The sequence below is a fragment of the Pseudomonas parafulva NBRC 16636 = DSM 17004 genome (assembly GCF_000730645.1).
Classification (GTDB): Bacteria; Pseudomonadota; Gammaproteobacteria; order Pseudomonadales; family Pseudomonadaceae; genus Aquipseudomonas; species Aquipseudomonas parafulva.
This window is the reverse complement of record NZ_BBIU01000006.1, coordinates 33,742-56,126: the sequence shown is the minus strand read 5'-3', so window position 1 is coordinate 56,126 and position 22,385 is coordinate 33,742. Positions and strand designations below refer to the sequence as shown.

Genomic DNA, 22,385 nt, shown 5'->3' with positions numbered 1-22,385 from the left:
GGCTAGGGAATGAACTTCAGGTCCGAGGGTGCGGGCTGGTGCAGTGTCTGCACCGCCTCGCCCAGCGTGCCGCTGAGCGGGTCGCGGTGCAGCACCACGATCTCGTTGCTTTTCTGGTTGGCGACCAGCAGGAAATTGCCGCTGGGGTCCAGGGTGAATTCACGGGGGTGGTCACCCTCTACGGAGCGGCGCTGCACCAGCGCCAGCCGACCATCATCCTTGCCCACCGCAAACACCACTATCTGGTTCACCGTGCCGCGATTGCTGACGTACAGGAACCGACCGTCGGCTGACAGGTGCAAACCGCCAGCGGCCTTGGCTGCTGCCTCAGGCCGCTCGGTCAATGGCAGGCGCTGGCGTTCCACCAGCGCGCCTTTTTGCACATCGAACACCACCACCTCGGCGCTCATCTCCAGCGTCAGGTAGGCATGGCTGCCCTTGGCATCGAATACCAGGTGACGGGGGCCGCTGCCGGGTGGCAAGGCAGCTGCCGGGGGAATGGCGGGGGACAAGGGGTGGCCCTGGCTGGCGCCGTCGTAGCGGTAGATGAACACCTTGTCTGCGCCCAGGTCACTGGCATACACATGCTGGCCATCCGGTGATGGCACCAAGGCATGCACATGGGCACCGGCCTGGCGTTCGGGGTTGACGCCACTGGGCACGTGCCGCTCCTGCTGCACCGCAGGCCCGAGCTTGCCGTGCTTGTCTACAGGGAGCACCACCAGGCTGCCGCCGGTTTCGGCACTGACCGAGTAATTGCCCACGAACAGGTAGCGCTGGTCCTGGCTGAGGCTGGCGTGGGTGGGCTCGTCACCCAGGCTGGACACCTGGTTGACGAAGGTGATGGCGCCGTCGCTGCCAACGGCAAAACTGCTCACATGGCCTTGGGGCGTTTCATTGACCGCGAACAGTTGCCGGTTGTCTTCCGAGAGCACCAGCCATGACGGGCTGACGCTCTCCACCACCTGCAGTGGCGCGGGGGTAATCCTGCCGGTGGTGGTATCGAATGCGTAGCGGTAGATGCCCTTGCTGGGGCTGTCGGTGTAGCTGCCCACCAGCAGCGTAGCCGCCTGGGCATTGAGCACCATGGGCATGAGGCTAGCGGTCAGCAGTGTCTTCCAGGTCCGGTTCATGGTCGTCTTCATCCGGTGCGCGAAATGCATCCAGGCAGGTGAGCCGATGCTCAGTTTCGGCAGCAGCGATACACCAGTCGTTCCCTTCACGGGAGGCTGCGGCCACCTGATCGGCGGTGAACACCCAGCGACGGAGCTGGCGGCCATCCATGCATTCGATGGTCAGGCCGTTTTCATCGCAGGTGAAGTCGAAGGCATGCAACCCATCGATGAGGATCATGTCACAGGTGGTCAAGGCGGTTGCGAGAGCAGACATGGGGGGCACCGGGGTAAAAGGGGGGAATTATAGCCCTAATCAAGCACCGCGGATTGCGGCTTCAGGAGGCTGGAGGCTCCTGAAGTCGCCGAGATCAAGCTCCATGGCAACAGCACGTCAGTGAGCGAAGATTGACCCCCCGGCCTTGCCTGCCATTTTTTCCGGTTTTATCAGGAACCGCGCCAGGGCGGGCAGTAGCCAAAGGGCGCCAAACATGTTCCACAGCAACATGAAGGTCAGCATCAGGCCCATGTCTGCCTGGAACTTGATGGCAGAGAAAATCCAGGTGCACACACCGATGGCCAGGCACAAACCGGTGAACAGCACCGCCTTGCCGGTGGAGCGCAGGGTCTGGTAGTACGCCTCCTGCAGCGGCAGGCCGGCCCGCAGGAAGCTCTCCAGGCGGCTGTAGATGTAGATGCCGTAGTCCACGCCAATACCTACACCGAGTGCCACCACCGGCAAGGTGGCGACTTTTACGCCGATGCCCATGTAGGCCATCAACGCATTGCCCAGCACCGAGGTGAGTACCAGCGGCAACACGATGCACAAGGTGGCGGCAAACGAACGGAACGTGATCAGGCACATGATGGCCACGCAGATGTACACCAGCACCAGGATGGTCAGCTCCGCCGACTTGATCACCTCGTTGGTCGCGGCCTCGATGCCGGCATTGCCCGCCGCCAGCAGGAACTGCAGGCCCTCCTTGTCGTGGCTTTCTGCAAATGCCTTGGCGGCCGCCGTGACCCGTTCCAGGGTTTCGGCCTTGTGGTCGTTGAGGAACACCAGCACAGGCGCCAGCGAACAGTCGCCGTTGTACAACCCGTCGGCACGGGCGATGGAGTTGTTGAGCACATCCGGGTTGCGCGAGAGGGTTTCCCACTTCAGGCTGCCCTCGTTCATGCCCTTGATCACCTGCTTGGACACGGTCACCAGGGAGATGGCCGATTGCACTCCCGGGGTGTTTTCCATCGTCCACATCAATTCGTCGATGGGCGCCAGGGTCGAGTAAACCGAGCAGTGCTCTGGCGGCGTCTTGACCATGACCACCAGCACGTCGGAACTGGTGGAATAGTTGCTGATGATGAAGTGGTTGTCCTGGTTGTAGCGCGAGTCGGGGCGCAATTCTGGCGCGCCCTGGTCGAGGTCACCGATTTTCAGGTTCTGGCTGTACCACAGCCCGCCGCCGAAGGCCAACAGCGCCAGGCCCACCGACACCGGCGCCACCTTGGCACTGGCGAAGTTCGACAACAGCCGCCAGAACGGGTGTTCACGGGTAGCGTCCCGTTTGCTGCGCTCGATGGCTTTCTTGTTGATACCCACGTAGGAGATGGCTACCGGCAGCAGGATCAGGTTGGTGAACACGATCACCGCCACGCCGATGGAGGCGCCAATGGCCAGCTCGCGGATGACGCCGATATCGATGATCAGCAAGGTGATGAAGCCCACGGCATCGGCCAGAATGGCGATCATGCCGGGCAGGAACAGCTGCCGGAAGGTGCGCCGCGCCGCCGTCAGGGCATTGTCGGCGTCGCTGGACTGCAGGGCGATGCCGTTGATTTTCTGCACCCCGTGGGAGATGCCGATGGCGAAGATCAGGAACGGCACCAGCATCGAATAAGGGTCCAGGCCAAAACCCACTGCATGCATCAGGCCGAGCTGCCAGACCACCGCCACCAAGGTAGTGACAAGCACGGCAATGGTGCTGCGGATGCACCAGGTGAACCAGTACAGCAGTACCCAGGTGATCGCCAACGCCACACCGAAGAACATGACCACCATCACTAACCCATCGATCAGGTCGCCGACTTTCTTGGCGAAGCCGACGATGTGAATCTTCACATTGGGGTTCTGGGCCTGGAACTTGTCGCGGATCTTTTCTTCAAGCTGGTGCGAGAACTGCTGGTAGTCGAGCTTGACCTGGCGGCCTGGGTCCTGCGGGTCCGGGTAGCTTTCGAGCAAGGGCACGTCGACGATACTCGACCTGAAGTTGTTGCCCACCAGCCGCCCAACCTGCCCGGAGCGCAGCACGTTGTCGCGCAGTGTATCGAGGCTGGCCTGCGAGCCGTCGTAGGTGTTGGGGATCACTTCGCCACCGGAGAAGCCCTCTTCGGTGACCTCACTCCAGCGCACGCTGGGGCTCCACAAAGACTTGAGCCCGGCACGGTCGACACCCGGCAGGTAGAACACTTCGTCATGGATCTGCCGCAAGGTCTCCATGTAGGCCTTGTCAAAGATGTCACCCTCGACCGCCTCCACGGAAATCCGCACGGTGTTACCCAGGTTCGCCAGGTCGTTGCGGTGCTCCATCATCTGCTCGATGAATGGGTGCTGCAGCGGGATCATCTTTTCGAAACTGGTGGAAGGGCGGATCTGCGTGGCCTGCCAGAACAGCAGGATGCTGACCAGCACGCACAAGGTAATGACCACGGGCCGGTTGTTGAAGATCAGGCGCTCGAGCAGTGTGGCCTTGTCCTGATGGTGCGGCTGCATGGGCAGGCTCTCCTTGCTGTTCATGGGCGCACCTCGCGGGGGGCACCGTCGGCGCCTTCGGCATTGGCCAGGTGCACACCACCCTGCCCTACCAGCAGCAGCCCGCCCTCGCCCGCAGCGCTGACGCCAGACAGGGCGATACGGTCGGCTCGGTTGTAGACCGTGAAGCGCTGGCCATCGTCGGTGCTGCGCAGCACGCTGCCGCCATTGCCCACCAGCACCACGGTGCCGTCATCCAGCAGTGTGGCGCTGGCCAGGCCGAACTGCAGCTCGCCACGGGCGGCTTTCAGTTCGATGGGCTGCCAGGTGTCGCCGAAGTCGGTGGAGCGGAACAGGTTGCCGCGCAGGCCGAACGCCAGCAGGGTACGGGGTTGCGCCGTACCAATCACGCCAAACAGCGACCCCTCGTAAGGGCCCTGCACCTTCGCCCAGCGCTGGCCGTTGTCTGCCGAGCGGTACATGCCGCCCTGCTCGCCGACAATGAACAGGCCGGCTTCGCGCACCTGGGTGATCGCGTTCAGGTGCAGCTGATCGGGGTTGTCGAGGCGCTCAGCCACATCCTGCCAGTGCTGGCCGCCATCGGTGGTTTCGAGGAATGCACCGTAGGCACCCACGGCGAACCCGTGCTGGGCATCGGTAAAGGCGACATCCAGCAGCGGGGCTTCGCGCGCCAAGTCTTCGAACTGCTTGCTCCAGGTGGCGCCGCCATCGGTACTGGCAAGAATCTGCGCATCGTGGCCTACCGCCCAGCCCCGCTTGTCATCGAGAAAAAACACGGCTGTAAGCAATTGCCGGGTCGGCACGCGGGCCTGGGTCCAGGTGGTGCCCTGGTCGTCCGAGAACAGGATATGGCCCCGATCACCGACCACCACCAGGCGCTTGCCGGCGTGCGTGGCATCGATCAGCAGGCTTTGAGTGGCCTGGGCCGACTCGGTGGAATATTCCTCGGCGGGGGCGGCAGTAACGGCGCCTGCCCCCCACAGCATCATCACTAGCGCACCCGCAATCGGCTTCAAGCTCATCCCTGCCCCCGTCGTTGTTATTGTTGGGTGGATCTGTGCGTTGCAGGCGCCGTGCAGCAGTTCGGGCCGAGGCCTGCAAGGGTTTGCGTGGATCGTAGGAGGGGGGGTGGCGGGGATGCAACGGGGGGGACGTTATGTTTTGTTAATTGCCCCCACACAAACCCCGTCATGCCCTGATTGGCATAAAAGGGTTTGCGCGGCGGGGGCACGGTTCAGGCCAGGCTCTTGCTCACCACTTCATACACATCACTGGACAGCTCACCAGAGGCGAGAATCCGCTGCAGCTCGGCCTTCATCAGCGCCTGGCGGGCGGCGTCGTACTTGCGCCAGCGGGTCAGCGGTGCCAATTGGCGCGAAGCAATCTGCGGGTTCAGCGCATTCAGCTCGATCACCAGATCCGCCAGGAAGCGGTAACCCGAACCGTCGGCAGCATGGAAGTTGACCAGGTTCTGCCCGGCAAACGCCCCCACCAGCGCGCGCACCTTGTTCGGGTTTTTCAGGGTGAACGCCGGGTGCTGCATCAGGGCTTTCACGCGTGCCAGGCCACCTGGCAAGGTGCTGCCTGCCTGCACGCTGAACCACTGGTCCATGACCAGCGGGTTGTCCTTGAAGTGTTCGGCGAACGTTTCCAGCGCCTTGGCCCGCTCAGCCTCGAACGGTGAGTTGACCAGCACTGCCAGTGCCGTCAGGCGTTCAGTCATGTTGTCACAGTGCTCGAACTGCTCGAGCGTAACCTGCAGCACCTCGGGCCGGCCAGTCTGCATCAGGTACGACAGGGCAATGTTCTGCAGGCTGCGGCGGGCGAAGTGCTCGGCAGAGGCAACGTACGCCGTGCGCCGGGAGATTTCGCGGTTCGCCTGGTAGCGCGCCCACAAGGCATCGAACAGCTGCTCGGCGATCTGCTGGCGCGCATATTCGCGTGCGGTATGAATGGCGTCCACATCCGCCACCTGGCTGATCTCGGTCAGGTAGGCCTCACCAGGGAGCGACAGCATTTCAGCCACCATGGCCGGGTCCAGCGAGGCGTCGCCCAGCACGGTGCCCAAGGCAGTGATCAGCCGTGGGTCCAGCGTCAAGGCTTCACCGCGCTGATGCTGGCCGATCAGTTCCTGCAGTACCTGCACCGACAACTGCTGGCCGGCCTCCCAGCGGTTGAAACCGTCGCTGTCGTGCTGCATCAGGAACATCAACTGGTTACGATCGTAGGGGTAGCTGAGCTTGACCGGCGCGCTGAAGCCTCGCAGCAACGACGGCAGTGGCTTGGCCTGTACGCCCTGGAAGGTGAAGGTCTGTTCGGCCTCGGTTACTGACAATACCCGCGTGGTGCCGCCCGCCGCAGGTTCCCCGGCCAGTTGCAGGGGCAGGTCGTTACCCTGGGCATCCAGCAGGCCCAGCTCGACCGGGATCACGAACGGCAGCTTCTCGGCCTTGTCCGGCGTCTGCGGGCAGCTCTGGCGGAAGGTCAGGCTGTACGTCTGCGCGGCGGCATCGTAGGCGTCGGTGGCCTCCACCCGTGGTGTACCGGCCTGGCTGTACCAGCGCTTGAACTGGGCCAGGTCTACCGCGTTCGCGTCCTCCATCGCCTTGATGAAGTCGTCGGTGGTCACCGCCTGGCCATCGTGACGCTCGAAGTACAGGTCACTGCCCTTGCGGAAGCCATCTGCCCCCAGCAAGGTACGCACCATGCGCACCATCTCCGCGCCCTTCTCGTACACCGTAAGGGTGTAGAAGTTGGAGATCTCGATGAAGCTGTCAGGGCGCACCGGATGGGCCATGGGGCCTGCGTCTTCGGCGAACTGGTGGGTGCGCAGGTAGGCGACGTCCTCGATACGCTTGACCGTGCGCGAGTTCATGTCGGCACTGAACTCGGCATCGCGGAACACCGTGAAGCCTTCCTTGAGCGACAGCTGGAACCAGTCACGGCAGGTGACACGGTTGCCCGACCAGTTGTGGAAGTATTCGTGGGCAACCACCCCTTCAACCCGCTGGTGCGCAGCATCCGTGGCGGTTTCGGCACGGGCCAGCACGCAGCTGGAGTTGAAGATGTTCAGGCCCTTGTTTTCCATGGCGCCCATGTTGAAGTCGTTCACGGCGACGATCATGAAGATGTCCAGGTCGTACTCGCGGCCGTACACCTCTTCATCCCAGCGCATGGATTTCTTCAGGCTGACCATGGCGTGGTCGCACTTGTCGATGTTCTCCGGCTCCACGTAGATGCGCAGGGTCAAGTCGCGGCCCGACTGGCGGGTGAAACTGTCCTCCACGCACCACAAGTCACCTGCCACCAGCGCGAACAGGTAGGCCGGTTTCATGAACGGGTCTTCCCAGGTGGCCCAGTGGCGGCCATCTTCTGCCGGGCCGCTGCCCACCGGGTTGCCGTTGGACAGCAGCACGGGGTAGCGGTGCTGCTCGGCAATCACCGTGGTGGTGAAGGTGCTCATGACATCGGGGCGGTCGAGGTAGTAGGTGATCTTGCGGAAGCCCTCGGCCTCGCACTGGGTGCAGAACATCTTGCCCGACTTGTACAGGCCTTCCAGCGCGGTGTTGCTCTCGGGGTGGATCTTGACGCTGGTGTCGAGGGTGAAACGCTCGGCCTTGGGCTGCACGGTCAGGCTGTCGGCGGCCAGCTGGTAATCACCTGGCTGCAACGCTTCGTCGTCCAGGGCTGCGCGCAGCAGTTCAAGCTGCTGGCCGTCGAGCTGCAAGGGCGGCAGGCCGGCGCCCTGCGCCGGGTTACGGCGCATCACCAGTTGCGCATGCACCAGGGTGTGGTCCTCGAACAGCTCGAAGGTCAGGTGCGTCTCGTCGATCAGGTAATCGGGCGCCTGGTAATCCTTGAGGTAGATCACTTGGGGTTGTTCGGTACGCATGTGCAGGTCCTTTTTACTGGAGCACGGCCAACTGATAGGCCGTGTACTTGCGAATATTGATCACGCCGGTATCAAAGATCAGGTACTGGCCCTTGATACCCAGCAGCGTGCCTTCAACGACCGGGTCTTTGTCCAGGTTGAAGCTGACGATCTTTTGCGGGTAGGCCTGTACCGGGTAGTTCATGTGCACCACTTCAGCATCGGTGAGCGGCTGAATGGCCTGCAAGCCGAAGCGCGCCTGCAGCTCGGCCAGGCCAGGCGCGCACGCCTCCAGCACCTGATCACGCACCGCCGGCAGGTCGAGCACCTCGGCATTGCCCTTGAGCAGTGCCCGCCAATTGGTGCGGTCAGGCACCTGGCTGCGCAGCAGGTCTTCGACCAGCCCCGACTGCTGGCGGGTCGCAACCCGCAGAATCGGCAGTGCCTGGCTGGCACCCTGGTCGAGCCAGCGGGCGGGCAGTTGAGTGGCGCGGGTGATGCCAACCTTGATGCCGGAGGAATTGGCCAGGTAGACCACGTGATCGGTCATGCAGAACTGCTCGCCCCAGGAGGGTTCGCGGCAGGTGCCTGCGTCGTAGTGGCAGCGCTCCGGCGCCATGATGCAGATGTCGCACTGGGCCAGCTTGGTCATGCACGGGTAGCAGTAACCCTGGCTGAAGCTGGTCTTGGTACGCTTGCCACAGTGGCTGCAGTGAATGGCGCCCAGGTACTCAAGGCGCACCCGCTGACCGATCAGCGGGTTGACCGGTACCTGGGTATCGCCCAGGCGAAAGCTGTACTGCACAACGGGGGCTGCAAGGCTGACAGCCATCTTGCTCAACGAGCCACGAGCGAGTTCGATCAATGTACCGAGTCCGACTTGAACAGGATGTTAGGGACAGGCGCGGACTTGGACGCGCATTCCTGCGGGCCCATGTAACCGGTACGCTGGTCCTCGGGCAGGTTTTTGATCTCCCAGGCGATGACCGCCTGCAACGACAGTTCTTTCTGTTCGGCGGTCAGCTTGCGCCCGTCGGACCATTTGCCGATTTCCACGGCCAGCTTCAGGCTTTCGTAGATTTCCGGTGTGATGTTTTCGATCATTTGCGCGAAAGTGGACATAGTGTCTCCTGATTCAAGCCGACAGTTTACGCCGGGCCAGCGCCCCGCCCAAGAGCCCGGTCAGGCATCCGATGAGCAACCCGCCCACGTGTGCCGCGTTGGCGATCTGGCCGAGGCCGAGCGTACCGACCACGCCGGTGAGGCATACCACCAGCCAGATGAGCATCATCACCAGAACGCCCTTGGGCAGGGCGAAGAAACGGTTGGGCGCCAGCCACTGGTACAACCAGATGTGCCCGAGCAGCCCGTACAGTACCCCTGACAAGCCGCCGAACAAGCCTGGCCCGCTGGTGAAGTGCTGTGCCAGGTTGGACACCACGCTGAACAGCAGGGTAAGGCCCAGCAGGGCCCCTGCCCCCTGGCGCAGCTCGATGCGTTTGCCCAGCTCCCAGAACCACAGGCTGTTCATGGCAAGGTGCAGCACACCGAAGTGCAGCAGCATGGGCGACACCAGCCGCCACCACTGGCCTTGCGCAAGGCCTTCGGCCAGCGGGCGGAAATACAGGTAATCACCCTGCACCCGGAAATCGAGGAAGGTGAACCAGCGCAGGGTGGTGAAGTTCTCGCCAAGGCCGGTCAGCCCGGCAACCACCAGGCACAGCAGCAAGGTCAGGGCGGTGACCTTGCAGGCCTTGGCCTGGGCAGCCAGGGATGGCTGTGCGGGCGCTCGTTCGCCTGCATCTGGCCCGTCGGCAGGGTCGGCCAGTTGCAGATCGGCATTGCCGTCCGGGTAGCGCTGGTACAGCTGTTGCACTTGCTCGGCCAGGGTATCGGGCGCCCAGAGTACCTGGCTCTCACCCTCCTCGCTGACCCGGTGCGGCACCTGCAGACGCTGCAGCAACTGGATGAAGCCGCTGAGGTCCACCGCCAGCGGCAGGCGCATCACTTCGATAATGTTCATTGGCTTGCCTGTGGTCGGTCGACATCCACCCACACGAACTTGTGCGGGTCGATACGGGTTTCGTCATCCAGCCGGTAGGCGACCAGCTTGCCGTACAGCACTGCACTGTAGTCGAGGCAGGCCAGGTTGCTGCGAATCGGCGCCGGGCGCCCGCTGCGCCAGTAGTGGCCGACGAACAGCAACGGCTCGTCCTCGGCATACCGCAACAAGGCGTTTTTCTGGCTGTGGCTGAGCGGCGTGCTGGCCACTTCGGCGGGCAGGGCATCGGGCTGGAACACGATGTCGCCGTAGGTTTTCGGGTCTTCTTCCCAGAACTTGGTACGGAAGAAGGCGCGTGTCAGGCCATCGCCCCCGGTCAGGGTAAGGCCGTCAGGCAGGCGCATGTCCGTACCGCGCAGCAGCCGGTTGCAGACATTGGCGGCAAAGCTGCCGCTCACCGCCGAGGCCTGGAGAAAGTGCTGGTCGATGCGACCATCCGGGTACTGCTGGCGCAGGGGGTCGATCAGGCTGGCGTCCCAACAGGCATGCACCAGGCGAAAACGGCCGGCGTCGATGAACAGGGGCAACTGATAGAACCAGTTGACGAACGCGTGCCAGTCGCCGGGGTGCTGGGCAAACTGGGTGAGGGTTTCGTCGATGAGGCGCGCATGGCGGGGTGTGTGCTCACGCACGAACGCCTTGCCACTGCCCGGCAGCGCCGGGGTCACCCAGCCCAGGGCGCTGTATTCGTGGTTGCCCATGATGCAGAACGCCTGCCCCGCCTCGACCATGCCATGGACGATATGCAGGGCCTCGCGAATGCGTGGGCCGCGGTCGACGATGTCGCCCAAGAACAGCGCCTGGCGCCGCGGGTGGCGCCATACGCCGCCGATGCGCTGGTAACCGAGGGTATCGAGCAAGCGTTCCAGGGTGTGGGCACAGCCGTGAACGTCACCGATGATGTCGAAACTGCGCGCCGGATCGAGCATCAGTCGTCCCTGCCCCCCAGGCGGCTGCCCCAACCGAGCTTGGTACGGCAGACCTCGTAGTAATTGTGGCCCAGGGGGTGGATCAGACGCAGTTTCTGCGGCTTCTTGCTTACGGTGATGGTGTCACCCGGGGCACAGGTGAAGTGGTTTTGCCCGTCGCAGGACACCTGCGGGTAGATCTGCAGGTCCTTGGCCACCACAATCTTCAGTTCGCTGTTGCCATCCACCACGATGGGCCGCCCAGACAGGGTATGCGGGTACATGGGCACGATCACGATGGCATCGAGCTTGGGGTGCATGATCGGGCCGCCTGCCGACAGCGCATAGGCCGTGGAGCCGGTAGGCGTGGCCACGATCAGGCCATCGGCCTTCTGGCTGCAGACGAACTGGCCATCGATGTAGATCTCGAACTCGATCATGCGGGTGGACTTGCCAGGGTGCAGCACCACATCGTTCAGGGCATCGCCCTGGCCGATGGCTTCATGGTGCCGGCGCACCTCGGCCTGCAGCAGGAAGCGGTTTTCCACCAGGTAGTGGCCATCGAGCACTTCGGCCACCTTCTCTTCGAGCTCGTCGGGGCGGATGTCGGTGAGGAAGCCCAGGTTGCCACGGTTGATGCCCAGTACCGGAATGTTGTGGCGTGCCAGCGCGCGGGCCGCGCCTAGCAGGCTGCCATCACCACCCACCACGATCACCAGGTCGCAGACCTCACCCAGCAGCTTGCGGGTAGACGTTTGCAGGCCATGGCCGGGCAGCACTTCTGCAATGGTGTCTTCGAGGATCACGTGCAGGTGGCGCTCGAGGAGAAACTGCTTCAGCCGGCGGATAGTGTCGAGCACCTGCGAGCTGCCAAGGCGACCGATGATACCGATATTGCGAAATTGCTCCATGGGGCTCCTGCAAGGCTCTGCGACGGGTGACGATGCAGCGATTATGGGCGAAACCACAGGGCAGCAGCAAACCGGCTATGCTCGCAGCATGATGCCATTTGCCCAGCTTGAACACCTGCCACGCCAGTTACGCCGCCCTGCCGTCCGCGACCTGGCCTGGACGCTGCTGTCGCCGCCGCTGCTCAGCGCCGCGCCTTGCCCCCAGCGCCATCCGCTGGCGGGCAGCCTGTGGGTGGACCATCCGCAGCAGCTCGAACATTGGCTGCGGGCACTGGACGCCGACGATGGCCCTCTGCAGGCATGGCTGGCAACCCTGACCAGCCGCCGCCTGGGCATGTATTACGAGCGGCTCTGGCAGTTTGCCTTGCACCATGCGCCAGGGGTGGAGCTGCTGGGTGCCAACCTGGCCATTCGCGAAGGGGGGCGCACACTGGGCGAGCTGGATGCAGTGGTGCGCGACCGCGACGGGGTGCACCACCTGGAACTTGCCATCAAGCTGTACCTCGGCCCGGAGGGAGCTGGCACTGACCGTGACGGCTGGCTGGGGCCAGGCTGCCATGACCGGCTGGGAAGCAAACTCGCCCACCTCGGGCATCACCAGCTGCCCATGTCGGCCAGTGCCCAGGGCCGGGCCAGGCTGGACAGCCTCGATGTGGGCGCGCTGCAGGCGCACGTGTGGATGGGCGGGTACCTGTTCTACCCATGGCCCGCGCACGCCGAGCCGCCTGAAGGGGCAAACCCGCACCATTTGCGCGGGCGCTGGGTGCGGCGCCCGGCGTGGTATACCCAAGCAGGTGACTGTTGGCAGCCATTGCCACGCCACGCCTGGCTGGCACCTGCGCGGGCGGAGGCCACCGATGTCTGGGGTACGGCGCGCTTCGCGGCCTGGTTGCACCTGCTGCCTGTCCATGCACCCGCGCAATTGCTGGTGCGCTTGGTGCCGGATGGCAACGGTGCCTGGCAGGAGGCCGAGCGCGTGTTCGTGGTGCCAGAGGGTTGGCCGTGCGCGCCGGCCGCTTGAGTAGCGATGCCCGACTACACAATTTTCACGGATTTGAAGCAAAGATCTGCCTGAGGTTGCCGGTACACTGGCACCCGAGCGCCATCAAGAGCGCCACCCCCGACCTGACGATGAGGAACACGCATGGTTTCATCCACTCCGGCGCCCCACTACGCGCGCGCGTCCATACTCCTGCACTGGCTGATGCTGGTGCTACTGGCTGCCGTCTATGCCTGCATCGAACTGCGCGGCCTGTTCCCGCGGGACAGCGCCGAACGCAACCTGATGAAAGACCTGCATTTCATGCTCGGCCTCAGCGTCTTCGTGCTGGTCTGGCTGCGCCTGGCCATGCGCCTGGTACACCCTACGCCGCCCATCCTGCCCAAGCCTCCCGCCTGGCAGACAGGCCTTGCACACCTGATGCACCTGTTGCTCTACGTGCTGATGATCGGCATGCCGTTGGCCGGCTGGCTGATCCTCAGCGCGGCCGACAAGCCTGTGCCCTTCTATGGGCTGGAACTGCCGCACCTGGTAGGCGCGGACCCCGACCAGGCCAAGTTCATCAAGGGCTGGCACGAACGTATCGGCACCTGGGGCTACTGGTTGATCGGCCTGCACGCCGTGGCCGGGCTGTATCACCACTACATCAAGCGCGATAACACCCTGTTGCGCATGCTGCCCTACAAATAACCCCGGCGCCCCTGCAGCCCCCCGGTATGCACGAAGACCAGCCGCGTGCCGGGGGCGAAGTAGCCGGCCTCTACCTTATCGCGCAACGCCAGCAACGCCTTGCCTGTGTAGAGGGCTTCCAGGGGTACGCCAGTGGCCTGTTCGCTGGCTTCGATAAAGGCCAGCAATTCGTCATCAAACTTGCCGAAGCCGCCACGGCACGCCTCATGCAACAGGTAGCCATGGTCGCCAGCCAGCGCCTGAACTGCCTGCGGCACGCCATACCCCAAAGGTACCGCCAGTGCCCCATGCACAGTGTGCCCCCCCGCCTCCGCCAGCACCAGGCCGGCCAGCGTGGTGCCCGTACCGGCAGCCAGCCACCAGGCGTCATAGCCGGCCCAGCCTATCGCCGAAAGCCCCGCATGTGCCTGCTGCATAATCAGCGCACAACCTTCGGCCCCCGCCAACCCACCGCCGCCCTCGGCAATGCAATGCCAGCCTGGGTACTGCGCCTGCCAAGGCGCCCAGAAACCAGGCTGGTGCCGTGCGCGGTAACCCTCGTAGCCCAGCCAGTGCAATTGCATACCCAAAGCCTGTAGATCGCGCACGGTGGGCGTGTCTTGCGGCTGGCCACGCAGCAGGCCAGCCGTGGCAAAACCGAAACGCCTGCCGGCAGCCGCCAAGGCGTGCAGGTGATTGGAGTGGTTGCCGCCCAGGCTGATCAGCCCCGGGGCCGCGCTGGCGTTGGCTTGCGCCAAGTGATGGCGCAGCTTGAACCATTTATTGCCGCTGATCAGCGGGTCGATCAGGTCAAGGCGCAACACAGCGACCTGCACCCTGGCACTGGCCAGCCAGGGCAGGTGCAGCGGTTGCAGGGGGGCTTGGGGGAGCTCGAAGCGCATGGGTCAAAGCCGCGCCGCCAACCTGGACCCTTGGTCGATCGCCCGCTTGGCATCCAGCTCTGCCGCCACGTCGGCGCCGCCAATCAGGTGCACCGACTGCCCTGCTGCCAGCAGCCCCGCCTGCAGTTCACGCAGTGGCTCCTGCCCGGCGCAGATCACGATATTGTCCACCGCAAGCACCTGGGGTTCGCCGTCTGCTACCCGCACGTGCAGGCCAGCGTCGTCGATGGCCAGGTACTCGACACTGTTCAACATCTGTACGTGCTTGTTCTTCAACCCGGCACGGTGGATCCAGCCGGTGGTCTTGCCCAGGCCGTCGCCTACCTTGGTCTTCTTGCGCTGCAACAGATAGACCTGGCGCGCCGGGGCGTGAGGCTCGGGCTTGATGCCTGCCACGCCGCCTCGCGCCTGCAGGTGCGTGTCGATGCCCCATTCCTTCCAGAAGGCCTCCCGGTCCTGACTGCTGGCCACACCTTGGTGCACCAGGTACTCGGATACGTCGAAGCCGATGCCCCCCGCACCGATGACCGCGACAGCCCTGCCCACCGGCTTGCGCTCCAGCAGCACGTCCAGGTAACTGAGCACCATCGGGTGTTCGATACCCGGGATGGCTGGCGTACGGGGCGCAATCCCCGTGGCCAGGATGATTTCGTCGTAGCCGCCCGCCAGCAGCGTCGATACATCAACGCGGGTGTTCAACTGCAGGTCAACGCCTGTACTACGCACCTTGTTGCCGAAGTACCGCAGCGTTTCGTAGAACTCCTCCTTGCCGGGCACCCGCTTGGCCACGTTGAATTGCCCGCCTATTTCACGGGCGGCGTCGTACAGCGTCACTGCATGCCCCCGCTCGGCGGCGACGGTGGCCGCTGCCAGGCCGGCCGGGCCTGCGCCCACCACGGCAATACGTTTGGCCGTTTGCACCGGCAGGTAGTTGAGTTCGGTTTCGTGACAGGCACGTGGGTTGACCAGGCAGCTGGTCAGCTTGCCGCCAAACGTGTGGTCCAGGCACGCCTGGTTGCAGCCGATACAGGTGTTGATTTCGTCCGCACGGCCCGCGGCTGCCTTGTTGACGAATGCCGGGTCCGCCAGGAATGGCCGCGCCATGGACACCATGTCTGCGTCACCCTCGGCCAGCACCCTTTCGGCCACTTCCGGTGTATTGATGCGGTTGGTGGTAATCAACGGGATGCCGACCGCCCCCCGCAGTTTGGCGGTAACCTTGGTGAATGCAGCGCGTGGGGCCTTGGTGGCAATCGTCGGAATGCGCGCCTCGTGCCAGCCAATACCGGTGTTGATCAACGTGGCGCCAGCCCGCTCGATGGCCTTGGCCAGTTGCTCGATTTCTTCCCAGCTACTGCCGCCTTCGACCAGGTCGAGCATGGACAGGCGGAAGATGATGATAAAGTTCGGGCCCACCGCCGCCCTTACCCGGGTGACGATTTCCACCGCCAGGCGCATGCGGTTTTCGTAGCTGCCACCCCAGCGGTCGGTGCGGTGATTGGTGTGGGCGGCCAGGAACTGGTTGATGAAGTAGCCCTCCGACCCCATCACCTCTACGCCGTCATACCCGGCACGCTGGGCCAGGACCGCGCAATTGACGAAGTCAGCGATCTGCTTCTCGATACCTGCCTCGTCCAGTGCTTGGGGTTTGAACGGGTTGATCGGCGCCTGGATCGCGCTGGGTGCCACCTGCCGCGGGCTGTAGGCATAGCGCCCGGCATGCAGAATCTGCAGGCAGATCTTGCCGCCTGCAGCATGCACCGCCTCGGTCACGATACGATGATTGTCGGCCTCTTCCTCGGTGCTCAGCTTGGCGGCACCGGCGTAAACCCCGCCCTCATCGTTGGGCGCTATACCGCCGGTCACCATCAAGCCGACACCGCCCCGGGCACGCTCTGCGAAGTAGGCAGCCATACGCTCGAAGCCACCCGGGCGTTCCTCCAGGCCAGTGTGCATGGAACCCATCAATGCACGGTTGGGCAGCGTGGTGAAGCCCAGGTCCAGCGGGGCCAGCAAGTGCGGGTAAAGGTCGGTTGCCATGGTTCGATTCCCAGGTGATCACGGTATGCGGGTACTTCGCCTTTGGCGGCACCGCTGTTGTATGCCCCCGACATTAAACAGCCGTTTGAACAGGCTCAATGACTGAAACTGACAAGTTATTGATCCTGACGTACAGCAGGGCTAATCTAAGCCTCCCCTGCTCTGAAGGCACCTTACAGCTTCATGCGAAAAATTCTGGCAAGCGCCCTGGCGCTGGTGATGGTTGCCGCCCTGTGCGGGTACGGTTTCTGGACGCAACAACGCCCGGAGGGCCATTACCTCTCTGACCTGCGCATTGAACTGGCGGTCGACCAAGGCGTGCCCGGCGACCGTGGCAACCTGCTTGGCGTTGAACCACTGCTTTATCCAGGTGATTACCAGAACCTGCAACGTCTGCACCGCAAACTTGCCGCCTATCTGGAGCAGGCACGCGCACTGGGGTTGGTGAATGCCAGAACGGTGGTGGTGCTGCCCGAGCACATTGGCACCTGGTTATGGGCACGGGGCGAGAAGAACGAGCTGTACCAGGTGACGCAAAGCCGTGAGGCCCTGCAATGGCTGGAACTGAGCAACCCGCTGCGCTACGGCCTGGCCATGCTTGCCGCCGAAGGCGATGACCGGCGCGCCGATGCGCACCTGCGCATGAAAGCAGAGCAAATGGCAACGGATTACCAGCAGCTGTTCGGCGGCCTGGCCAGGGAGTTCGGTGTCACCCTGGTAGCCGGGTCCATCGTACTGCCAGCGCCCTATGTCAAACAGGGCGCTCTGCATGCCGGGCGCGGCCCGCTGTTCAACAACAGCGTCGTGTTCGCAAGCGATGGCTCCCTGCTGGGCGAGCCTCAGCGCCAGCAGTATCCAGACAGCGAGAGCCGCCGCTACATCCACAACGGTCGGCAACAGCCCCTGCACGTTGTACAAACCCCGGCCGGCCGGCTGGGGGTGCTGCTGGGCAGCGACAGCTGGTACCCGCAAACCCACCAACAATTGGCCAGCCAGGCTGTGGAGCTGGTGGTGAACCCGGTGTACCTGCCGGGCAAGGGCAGCTGGCAATCACCCTGGCGGGGCAACCGTCATCAACCGGCGGCGACACACCTGCCGCTCAGGCGCGGGGAGGTCAGCGAGCAAGTGGCCTGGCATCGCCTCACCGACACTACGGGGCCGATGCTCGGCAGCATGAGCGTGTTCATGCGAGGTCAGTTCTGGGAGCAAGGGACGGATGGCCAGGGTTTTGCACGCCAGTCTGGGCAATTGTTCACCGGCGCTCCCAGTGCCGGCGCCCGCCTGCTCAACCTATGGCTGTAGGTGTATGGCCCGCCCTCGCGTGAGGCTTGGCGACCTGTCGGTAGGGTTCGTGCAGCCGTTGGCCGAAGCCGTCAGGGCGCTGGGCCATGACCCCGAACCACTCCTGCGCCGCTATGGCCTGGGGCCAGCCCGCCTGGCCGAAGCCGGTGCTCGCCTGTCGATCCCGCGGTACATGCACCTGGGTCACGCGGCCATAGAACTGTGCCAGGAGCCCGCACTGGGGCTGCACATGGGTTTGCGCAGCCGGCTGGCCCAGGCAGGGCTGGCTGGGGTGACTGCGGCTCAAGCCCCAACGCTGGGTGAGGCGGCACGCACGCTGCTGCGCTTCGAACCCCTGTATGCCGCCAATTACCGTGGGCACTCGAGTTTTCATGAAGACGCCAGCGGAGCATGGCTGCGTTTCTATTCCATTAGCCCCTACAACGCCTACAACCGCTTCGTGGTGGACTCTCTGCTTGCGGGTTGGCTGGCTCAACTGGCTGACCTGGCCGGCAAGCCTGTGCAGGCGGAGCGGTTGGAAATCGAGTTTACCGCACCCGCCTACGCCGGCCAGTACCAGGTGTTGTCCAGCACCCCGGTGCAATTCGGCGCTGCATACAACCAGCTAAGGCTTGGCCAGCAAACCTTGCGCCTACCCAACCCTGGGCACTGCCCGAGCACCTGGCAGCATTTGCAGCAGTTGTGTGAAGCCCAACTGCTGCAACTGACACGCGTGCGCAGCCTGGGCGAGCGTATTACCCACCTGCTCGGGCCGCTGCTCAGTGGGGGCCGTGAACCGGAGCTGGATGAGGTGGCCGTTGCGCTGCAACTGCCCACTTGGACGCTGCGCCGCAGGCTGGCCGAAGAAGGGACACGTTTCAGGGACTTGCTGAATGAGACCCGACGCGACCTGGCAGAAACCTACATACGCGATACAGAATTGGCCTTCGGGGAGATTGCCTATCTGTTGGGGTTCGCATCCGCCGAAGCCTTCCAGCGCGCATTCAAGCGCTGGACGCAGCTCACACCGGGGGAGTTTCGCCGCAATCAGCGGCGAGTCGTCTAAAGCTCGGTGGCGTCGTCTGCCGGTTCCGAGGTGTCCAGTTCATACGCCTGGAATTCGAGAAGTTCTTCCTGATAGTCGTCCATAGCTCTGCGTCCTGTTCTCATGATGTCTGTGTCGGTGCCGTCTTCAACCTAAGCAGGTGGGATGAAGAAATGATGACAAGCGTTTGAGAGATAAACGTAGCAGGTGTTCAAAAACTTATCGCAGGCCGTCTGTAACCGGGCATGTGCGCGGACTGCCGTGCTGAGCCACAACTAGCCAGCATCACTGGGCTGGCGTTGTCGCCTCGACTGGCTCGACCGCAGGCTGCACCTCGATGGGCGTGGTTTCAGCCGGCGGAGCCACCGGCTGCGACCCTTGGGTATCATCCGCCGCAGGCACCGCTGCCGGCGGGTTTACCGGCTCGCTCGCCGGCGCAGCAGGCGCTGCCTCCTGCAATGACGCTGGCGCAGCGGCGGGCGCCGCAGGCTGCTCAGGCAGGCCCAGAACAACCGCTGGTTTTTCAGCCTTCACCGGCGCTTCCTCCGCTTTGGCCTTGCTGACCTTGGCGGGCTTGGGTTTGGGTTTGGGCAGGTAGCTTTCTACCAGGGCAAAATAGCGGTCATAGAACTGCGCAGCCGTGACCGTCTCGCTTGCCACCTTCACCATCGAATCGTCACTGGACCCGATCGGCATCGACACAGAACCCAATACCCCAACACCCAGGCTTGCGGAGGTATTGGACTTTTTCAGGGCATACCGATCCTGCAGGGCGTTGGCGAACATGGTGGAGTGCTGGTCGTCACTGGCATCCGGGGCACAGGTGACGTTGAAGCTGATCTGCAGGTGGTTATCGCTGTTCTGCTGAAAGCTCTTGTTGCCCACCACCTGGTTCGCGCCACTGCTGGTGATGATATAGCCCTGGCTCAGCAGCGCCCTTCGCGCCGCCTCGCACGAGCTGGCATCGCCTACCGGAAAGCTGCGCGAGAACGTGCCCGAGTCGTCAAAGTTCTCATGCTCGTACACAGCAGCCTTTTTCGACGTGCAACCGGCCACACCGGCCAGCACAACGGCCAGCCCGAGCGCAGCAAAGACGGAAGATCTGGTCATTGCGGATTCCGGGTATCTCGACAGGGTGCCTATTGTGCAACACAGCGGGCAGGCACTGGAACCGCTGAAGGGTGAAGACTTGGTCAGGTTTCGGTAAAGGTGCATAAAGCCTGCAGCCAGCCCCATAAACGAAAAAAGCGACCCAAAGGTCGCTTTCACGTTGCTTAGAGGCGTTCATGGGGCCTCTGGGCGAAGATGGCGCAGCGGACGGGACTCGAACCCGCGACCCCCGGCGTGACAGGCCGGTATTCTAACCGACTGAACTACCGCTGCGTATCGTTCAGGCTTGCGCCCGATTGAAACTGGGATCAGCCCAAGGCGCTTGGCCTTGTGGCTTCAGACCGGTGCAAAGCACCCATCTGGTACTGGAAAATGGCGCAGCGGACGGGACTCGAACCCGCGACCCCCGGCGTGACAGGCCGGTATTCTAACCGACTGAACTACCGCTGCGCAGTGCGTTCCTCTCTGGCGTTAGGCCTCTTGCGAAACCTGAAGCGTCAGGAACTTCTCAGGAAGTGGTGGGTGATGACGGGATCGAACCGCCGACCCTCTGCTTGTAAGGCAGATGCTCTCCCGGCTGAGCTAATCACCCTCGCGATGTTGCCTGTTGCGTTTGCTTCGCTGAGGCCGCGAAATTTACGCAGGTGATGAAGCTAAGTCAATAGCCCCATTGGTTTTTTTCTCAAGAATGAAAGCTGCCAACCCCACTAGGCGTAAATCATCTTGCGGGTCATGCCGCCGTCAACCACGAACTCCTGCCCGGTGACGAACGCCGCCTGGCGTGACAGCAGCCAGGCCACCAGCGCGGCCACATCCTCGACCGCCCCTACCTTGCCGGACGGGTGTTGGGCGTGGTCTGCCTCGGTCAGTGGCTCGGCACGGCGCTGGGAGGGATCGCGGGCGTCAATCCAGCCGGGGCTTACCGCATTGACGCGTATTTCCGGGCCCAGGCTGATAGCCAGAGCATGGGTAAGCGCAACCAGGCCGCCTTTGCTTGCGGCGTAAGCCTCGGTGTCAGGCTCGGACTGCCTGGCCCTGGTCGACGCCAGGTTGACGATTGCCCCATTGTGCGCGCGCAGGTACGGGGCACAGTGCTTGGCCAACAGCATGGCGCCGCTCAGGTTCACCGCCAGTACCCGGTTCCATTGGGCAAGGCTCAGGCTTTCCAGGGTCTGGTTGTGCGGGTTGGCAATAGCCGCGTTGCACACCAGCGCATCCAGACGGCCAAACTGCCCCAGGACCTGGGACACGCCGGCGCTCACCTGTGCCTCGTCTGCCACATCCATTGTGATGAACCAGGCGTTGTCCCCAAGTGCCTTGGCCACCTTGGCGCCCCGTGGCCGGTCCACGTCGCTGAGCACCACCTGCCAACCTTCGCAGATCAACCAGGCGGCAATACCCAGGCCGATGCCGCGAGCGGCACCGGTAACCAGGGCAACACGGCCATTATGGCCGGGGGGAGCACCGCTGATTTCCATTACAACACCGCCAGCCCACGCGCCAGGTCAGCCTGCAGGTCGGCCACGTCTTCCAGGCCCACCGCAACCCGGATCAGGCTGTCGCGGATGCCCGCCGCCTCACGTTCCTGCGGCGTCAAACGCCCGTGGGAGGTGGTAGCCGGGTGCGCGATGGTGGTTTTGCTATCGCCCAGGTTGGTGGTGATGGACACCATCCGGGTGGCATCGATGAAGCGCCAGGCGCCTTCCTTGCCACCCTTGACCTCGAAGCTGACCACCGCACCGAAACCGCTCATCTGGCGTTTGGCCAGTTCGTGTTGCGGGTGGCTCGGGAGGCCAGCGTAGTGCACCTTCTCGATGCCGTCCTGCTGTTCCAGCCACTCGGCCAATGCCTGAGCGCTTTCACAGTGCGCGCGCATGCGCAGGCGCAAGGTCTCCAACCCCTTGGTGAAGATCCAGGCGTTGAACGGGCTCAGTGTCGGGCCTGCAGTGCGCAGGAAACCCACCACTTCCTTCATCTGCTCGGCACGGCCGGCCACCGCCCCGCCCATGCAACGGCCCTGGCCATCAATAAACTTGGTGGCCGAATGGAACACGATGTCGGCACCTAGCTTCAATGGCTGCTGCAATGCCGGTGTGCTGAAGCAGTTGTCCACCACCAGCATGGCGCCTTTGGCGTGGGCGATCTCGCTGAGGGCAGCGATGTCGACCAGTTCAGCCAAGGGGTTTGAAGGCGATTCAACGATCAACAGCTTGGTATTGGCCTTGATGGCCGCGTCCCAACCGGAAAGATCCACCAATGGTACGTAGTCCACCTGCAAGCCGAAGCGTTTGAAGTACTTCTCGAACAGGCTGATGGTGGAGCCGAATACGCTTTGCGACACCAGCACGTGGTCACCGGCACTGCACAGCGACATCACCACGGCCAGGATAGAGGCCATGCCGGTAGAGGTTGCCACGGCCTGCTCGGCGCCCTCCATGGCCGCTAGCCGTTCCTCGAAGGCACGCACCGACGGGTTGGTATAGCGCGAGTAGACATTGCCCGGTGTCTCGCCAGCGAACCGGGCGGCAGCGTCGGCCGCCGTGCGGAACACATAGCTGGAGGTGAGGAACAGCGCTTCGCTGTGCTCAGCCTCCGGTGAACGGTTTTGACCGGCGCGCACCGCCAGGGTGTCAAAACCGACACCCTCCAGATCGCTGTCCAGTCGCCCGGCATCCCATTGATCGGTCATGCCATCGCTCCCTGA

General features: G+C 63.6%; 19 protein-coding genes and 3 tRNA genes. 4 read left to right on the top strand and 18 right to left on the bottom strand.

What is annotated here, in order from left to right; translation table 11 throughout:
* Positions 1-2: 2 nt before the first annotated feature.
* The 10 genes from PPA02S_RS04640 to PPA02S_RS04595 all read right to left on the bottom strand — a co-directional run bounded on the left by PPA02S_RS04640 (position 3) and on the right by PPA02S_RS04595 (position 11,634).
* Complete coding sequence (locus PPA02S_RS04640) at positions 3-1,133, bottom strand: lactonase family protein (RefSeq protein WP_028632394.1); 1,131 nt, start codon at positions 1,131-1,133, stop codon at positions 3-5.
* On the bottom strand, positions 1,099-1,389 hold the full coding sequence (locus PPA02S_RS04635; protein WP_028632393.1) for a DUF5629 family protein: 291 nt from the start codon (positions 1,387-1,389) through the stop codon (positions 1,099-1,101). Before PPA02S_RS04635 ends, PPA02S_RS04640 begins: the two co-directional genes overlap by 35 nt.
* Positions 1,390-1,506: 117 nt before the next feature.
* On the bottom strand, positions 1,507-3,882 hold the full coding sequence (locus PPA02S_RS04630; protein ID WP_028632392.1) for an efflux RND transporter permease subunit: 2,376 nt from the start codon (positions 3,880-3,882) through the stop codon (positions 1,507-1,509).
* Positions 3,883-3,902: 20 nt separating this feature from the next.
* Positions 3,903-4,871, bottom strand: a complete 969-nt coding sequence (locus PPA02S_RS04625) for a WD40/YVTN/BNR-like repeat-containing protein (protein WP_245614637.1) — start codon at positions 4,869-4,871, stop codon at positions 3,903-3,905.
* A gap of 245 nt (positions 4,872-5,116) precedes the next feature.
* On the bottom strand, positions 5,117-7,774 hold the full coding sequence (gene pepN / locus PPA02S_RS04620; RefSeq protein ID WP_028632390.1) for an aminopeptidase N: 2,658 nt from the start codon (positions 7,772-7,774) through the stop codon (positions 5,117-5,119).
* Between the two features lie 13 nt (positions 7,775-7,787).
* Positions 7,788-8,618, bottom strand: coding sequence for a DUF2797 domain-containing protein (locus tag PPA02S_RS04615; RefSeq protein ID WP_028632389.1), 831 nt, complete (start codon positions 8,616-8,618; stop codon positions 7,788-7,790).
* On the bottom strand, positions 8,615-8,875 hold the full coding sequence (locus PPA02S_RS04610; protein WP_028632388.1) for a YeaC family protein: 261 nt from the start codon (positions 8,873-8,875) through the stop codon (positions 8,615-8,617). The genes PPA02S_RS04615 and PPA02S_RS04610 overlap by 4 nt, the downstream gene beginning before the upstream one ends.
* Before the next feature lie 13 nt (positions 8,876-8,888).
* Positions 8,889-9,776 carry a rhomboid family intramembrane serine protease gene (locus PPA02S_RS04605; RefSeq protein ID WP_028632387.1) on the bottom strand — a complete coding sequence of 296 codons (888 nt, stop codon included), beginning with the start codon at positions 9,774-9,776 and terminating at the stop codon, positions 8,889-8,891.
* Complete coding sequence (locus PPA02S_RS04600) at positions 9,773-10,744, bottom strand: metallophosphoesterase (RefSeq protein WP_028632386.1); 972 nt, start codon at positions 10,742-10,744, stop codon at positions 9,773-9,775. The genes PPA02S_RS04605 and PPA02S_RS04600 overlap by 4 nt, the downstream gene beginning before the upstream one ends.
* Positions 10,744-11,634, bottom strand: a complete 891-nt coding sequence (locus PPA02S_RS04595) for an NAD(+) kinase (protein ID WP_028632385.1) — start codon at positions 11,632-11,634, stop codon at positions 10,744-10,746. Before PPA02S_RS04595 ends, PPA02S_RS04600 begins: the two co-directional genes overlap by 1 nt.
* 43 nt (positions 11,635-11,677) lie before the next feature.
* On the opposite strand from PPA02S_RS04595, the gene PPA02S_RS04590 reads away from it, so the two are divergent.
* On the top strand, positions 11,678-12,655 hold the full coding sequence (locus PPA02S_RS04590) for a DUF1853 family protein (protein WP_028632384.1): 978 nt from the start codon (positions 11,678-11,680) through the stop codon (positions 12,653-12,655).
* Between the two features lie 123 nt (positions 12,656-12,778).
* Entirely contained in the window at positions 12,779-13,324 is a 546-nt protein-coding gene (locus tag PPA02S_RS04585) for a cytochrome b (RefSeq protein ID WP_028632383.1), read from the top strand.
* On the opposite strand, the gene PPA02S_RS04580 is transcribed toward PPA02S_RS04585, so the two are convergent.
* Both PPA02S_RS04580 and PPA02S_RS04575 read right to left on the bottom strand, forming a co-directional pair.
* Positions 13,315-14,205 (bottom strand): 1-aminocyclopropane-1-carboxylate deaminase/D-cysteine desulfhydrase, encoded by an 891-nt coding sequence (locus tag PPA02S_RS04580; protein ID WP_028632382.1) that lies wholly within the window; start codon positions 14,203-14,205, stop codon positions 13,315-13,317. The genes PPA02S_RS04585 and PPA02S_RS04580 overlap by 10 nt on opposite strands.
* 3 nt (positions 14,206-14,208) lie before the next feature.
* Positions 14,209-16,245, bottom strand: a complete 2,037-nt coding sequence (locus tag PPA02S_RS04575) for an NADPH-dependent 2,4-dienoyl-CoA reductase (RefSeq protein ID WP_028632381.1) — start codon at positions 16,243-16,245, stop codon at positions 14,209-14,211.
* A gap of 183 nt (positions 16,246-16,428) precedes the next feature.
* On the opposite strand from PPA02S_RS04575, the gene PPA02S_RS04570 reads away from it, so the two are divergent.
* A complete protein-coding gene (locus PPA02S_RS04570; protein WP_028632380.1) occupies positions 16,429-17,547 on the top strand; it encodes a nitrilase-related carbon-nitrogen hydrolase in 1,119 nt (372 codons plus the stop codon).
* A gap of 4 nt (positions 17,548-17,551) precedes the next feature.
* On the top strand, positions 17,552-18,592 hold the full coding sequence (locus PPA02S_RS04565) for an AraC family transcriptional regulator (protein ID WP_028632379.1): 1,041 nt from the start codon (positions 17,552-17,554) through the stop codon (positions 18,590-18,592).
* A 264-nt stretch (positions 18,593-18,856) separates the two neighbouring features.
* Here PPA02S_RS04565 and PPA02S_RS04560 read toward each other — a convergent pair whose 3' ends face one another.
* The 6 genes from PPA02S_RS04560 to PPA02S_RS04535 form a co-directional block, all read right to left on the bottom strand.
* Positions 18,857-19,681: a DUF2242 domain-containing protein gene (locus PPA02S_RS04560; protein ID WP_028632378.1), complete on the bottom strand. Its 825-nt coding sequence runs from the start codon at positions 19,679-19,681 to the stop codon at positions 18,857-18,859.
* A 196-nt stretch (positions 19,682-19,877) separates the two neighbouring features.
* A tRNA-Asp gene (locus tag PPA02S_RS04555) sits at positions 19,878-19,954 on the bottom strand.
* 100 nt (positions 19,955-20,054) lie between these two features.
* Positions 20,055-20,131, bottom strand: a tRNA-Asp gene (locus PPA02S_RS04550).
* Between the two features lie 66 nt (positions 20,132-20,197).
* Positions 20,198-20,273: transfer RNA gene (locus PPA02S_RS04545), tRNA-Val, on the bottom strand.
* 115 nt (positions 20,274-20,388) lie between these two features.
* Positions 20,389-21,159: an SDR family oxidoreductase gene (locus PPA02S_RS04540; RefSeq protein ID WP_028632377.1), complete on the bottom strand. Its 771-nt coding sequence runs from the start codon at positions 21,157-21,159 to the stop codon at positions 20,389-20,391.
* Entirely contained in the window at positions 21,159-22,370 is a 1,212-nt protein-coding gene (locus PPA02S_RS04535; RefSeq protein ID WP_028632376.1) for an O-succinylhomoserine sulfhydrylase, read from the bottom strand. The genes PPA02S_RS04540 and PPA02S_RS04535 overlap by 1 nt, the downstream gene beginning before the upstream one ends.
* Positions 22,371-22,385 lie beyond the last annotated feature (15 nt).

Excerpts from the sequence above, each read along its gene's own strand:
- PPA02S_RS04640 (WP_028632394.1), bottom strand. The coding sequence starts at position 1,133 with ATGAACCGGACCTGGAAGACACTGCTGACCGCTAGCCTCATGCCCATG.
- PPA02S_RS04635 (WP_028632393.1), bottom strand. The coding sequence starts at position 1,389 with ATGTCTGCTCTCGCAACCGCCTTGACCACCTGTGACATGATCCTCATC.
- PPA02S_RS04630 (WP_028632392.1), bottom strand. The coding sequence starts at position 3,882 with ATGCAGCCGCACCATCAGGACAAGGCCACACTGCTCGAGCGCCTGATC.
- PPA02S_RS04625 (WP_245614637.1), bottom strand. The coding sequence starts at position 4,871 with ATGATGCTGTGGGGGGCAGGCGCCGTTACTGCCGCCCCCGCCGAGGAA.
- pepN (WP_028632390.1), bottom strand. The coding sequence starts at position 7,774 with ATGCGTACCGAACAACCCCAAGTGATCTACCTCAAGGATTACCAGGCG.
- PPA02S_RS04610 (WP_028632388.1), bottom strand. The coding sequence starts at position 8,875 with ATGTCCACTTTCGCGCAAATGATCGAAAACATCACACCGGAAATCTAC.
- PPA02S_RS04605 (WP_028632387.1), bottom strand. The coding sequence starts at position 9,776 with ATGAACATTATCGAAGTGATGCGCCTGCCGCTGGCGGTGGACCTCAGC.
- PPA02S_RS04600 (WP_028632386.1), bottom strand. The coding sequence starts at position 10,744 with ATGCTCGATCCGGCGCGCAGTTTCGACATCATCGGTGACGTTCACGGC.
- PPA02S_RS04595 (WP_028632385.1), bottom strand. The coding sequence starts at position 11,634 with ATGGAGCAATTTCGCAATATCGGTATCATCGGTCGCCTTGGCAGCTCG.
- PPA02S_RS04590 (WP_028632384.1), top strand. The coding sequence starts at position 11,678 with ATGGGCGAAACCACAGGGCAGCAGCAAACCGGCTATGCTCGCAGCATG.
- PPA02S_RS04585 (WP_028632383.1), top strand. The coding sequence starts at position 12,779 with ATGGTTTCATCCACTCCGGCGCCCCACTACGCGCGCGCGTCCATACTC.
- PPA02S_RS04580 (WP_028632382.1), bottom strand. The coding sequence starts at position 14,205 with ATGCGCTTCGAGCTCCCCCAAGCCCCCCTGCAACCGCTGCACCTGCCC.
- PPA02S_RS04575 (WP_028632381.1), bottom strand. The coding sequence starts at position 16,245 with ATGGCAACCGACCTTTACCCGCACTTGCTGGCCCCGCTGGACCTGGGC.
- PPA02S_RS04570 (WP_028632380.1), top strand. The coding sequence starts at position 16,429 with ATGCGAAAAATTCTGGCAAGCGCCCTGGCGCTGGTGATGGTTGCCGCC.
- PPA02S_RS04565 (WP_028632379.1), top strand. The coding sequence starts at position 17,552 with ATGGCCCGCCCTCGCGTGAGGCTTGGCGACCTGTCGGTAGGGTTCGTG.
- PPA02S_RS04560 (WP_028632378.1), bottom strand. The coding sequence starts at position 19,681 with ATGACCAGATCTTCCGTCTTTGCTGCGCTCGGGCTGGCCGTTGTGCTG.
- PPA02S_RS04540 (WP_028632377.1), bottom strand. The coding sequence starts at position 21,159 with ATGGAAATCAGCGGTGCTCCCCCCGGCCATAATGGCCGTGTTGCCCTG.
- PPA02S_RS04535 (WP_028632376.1), bottom strand. The coding sequence starts at position 22,370 with ATGACCGATCAATGGGATGCCGGGCGACTGGACAGCGATCTGGAGGGT.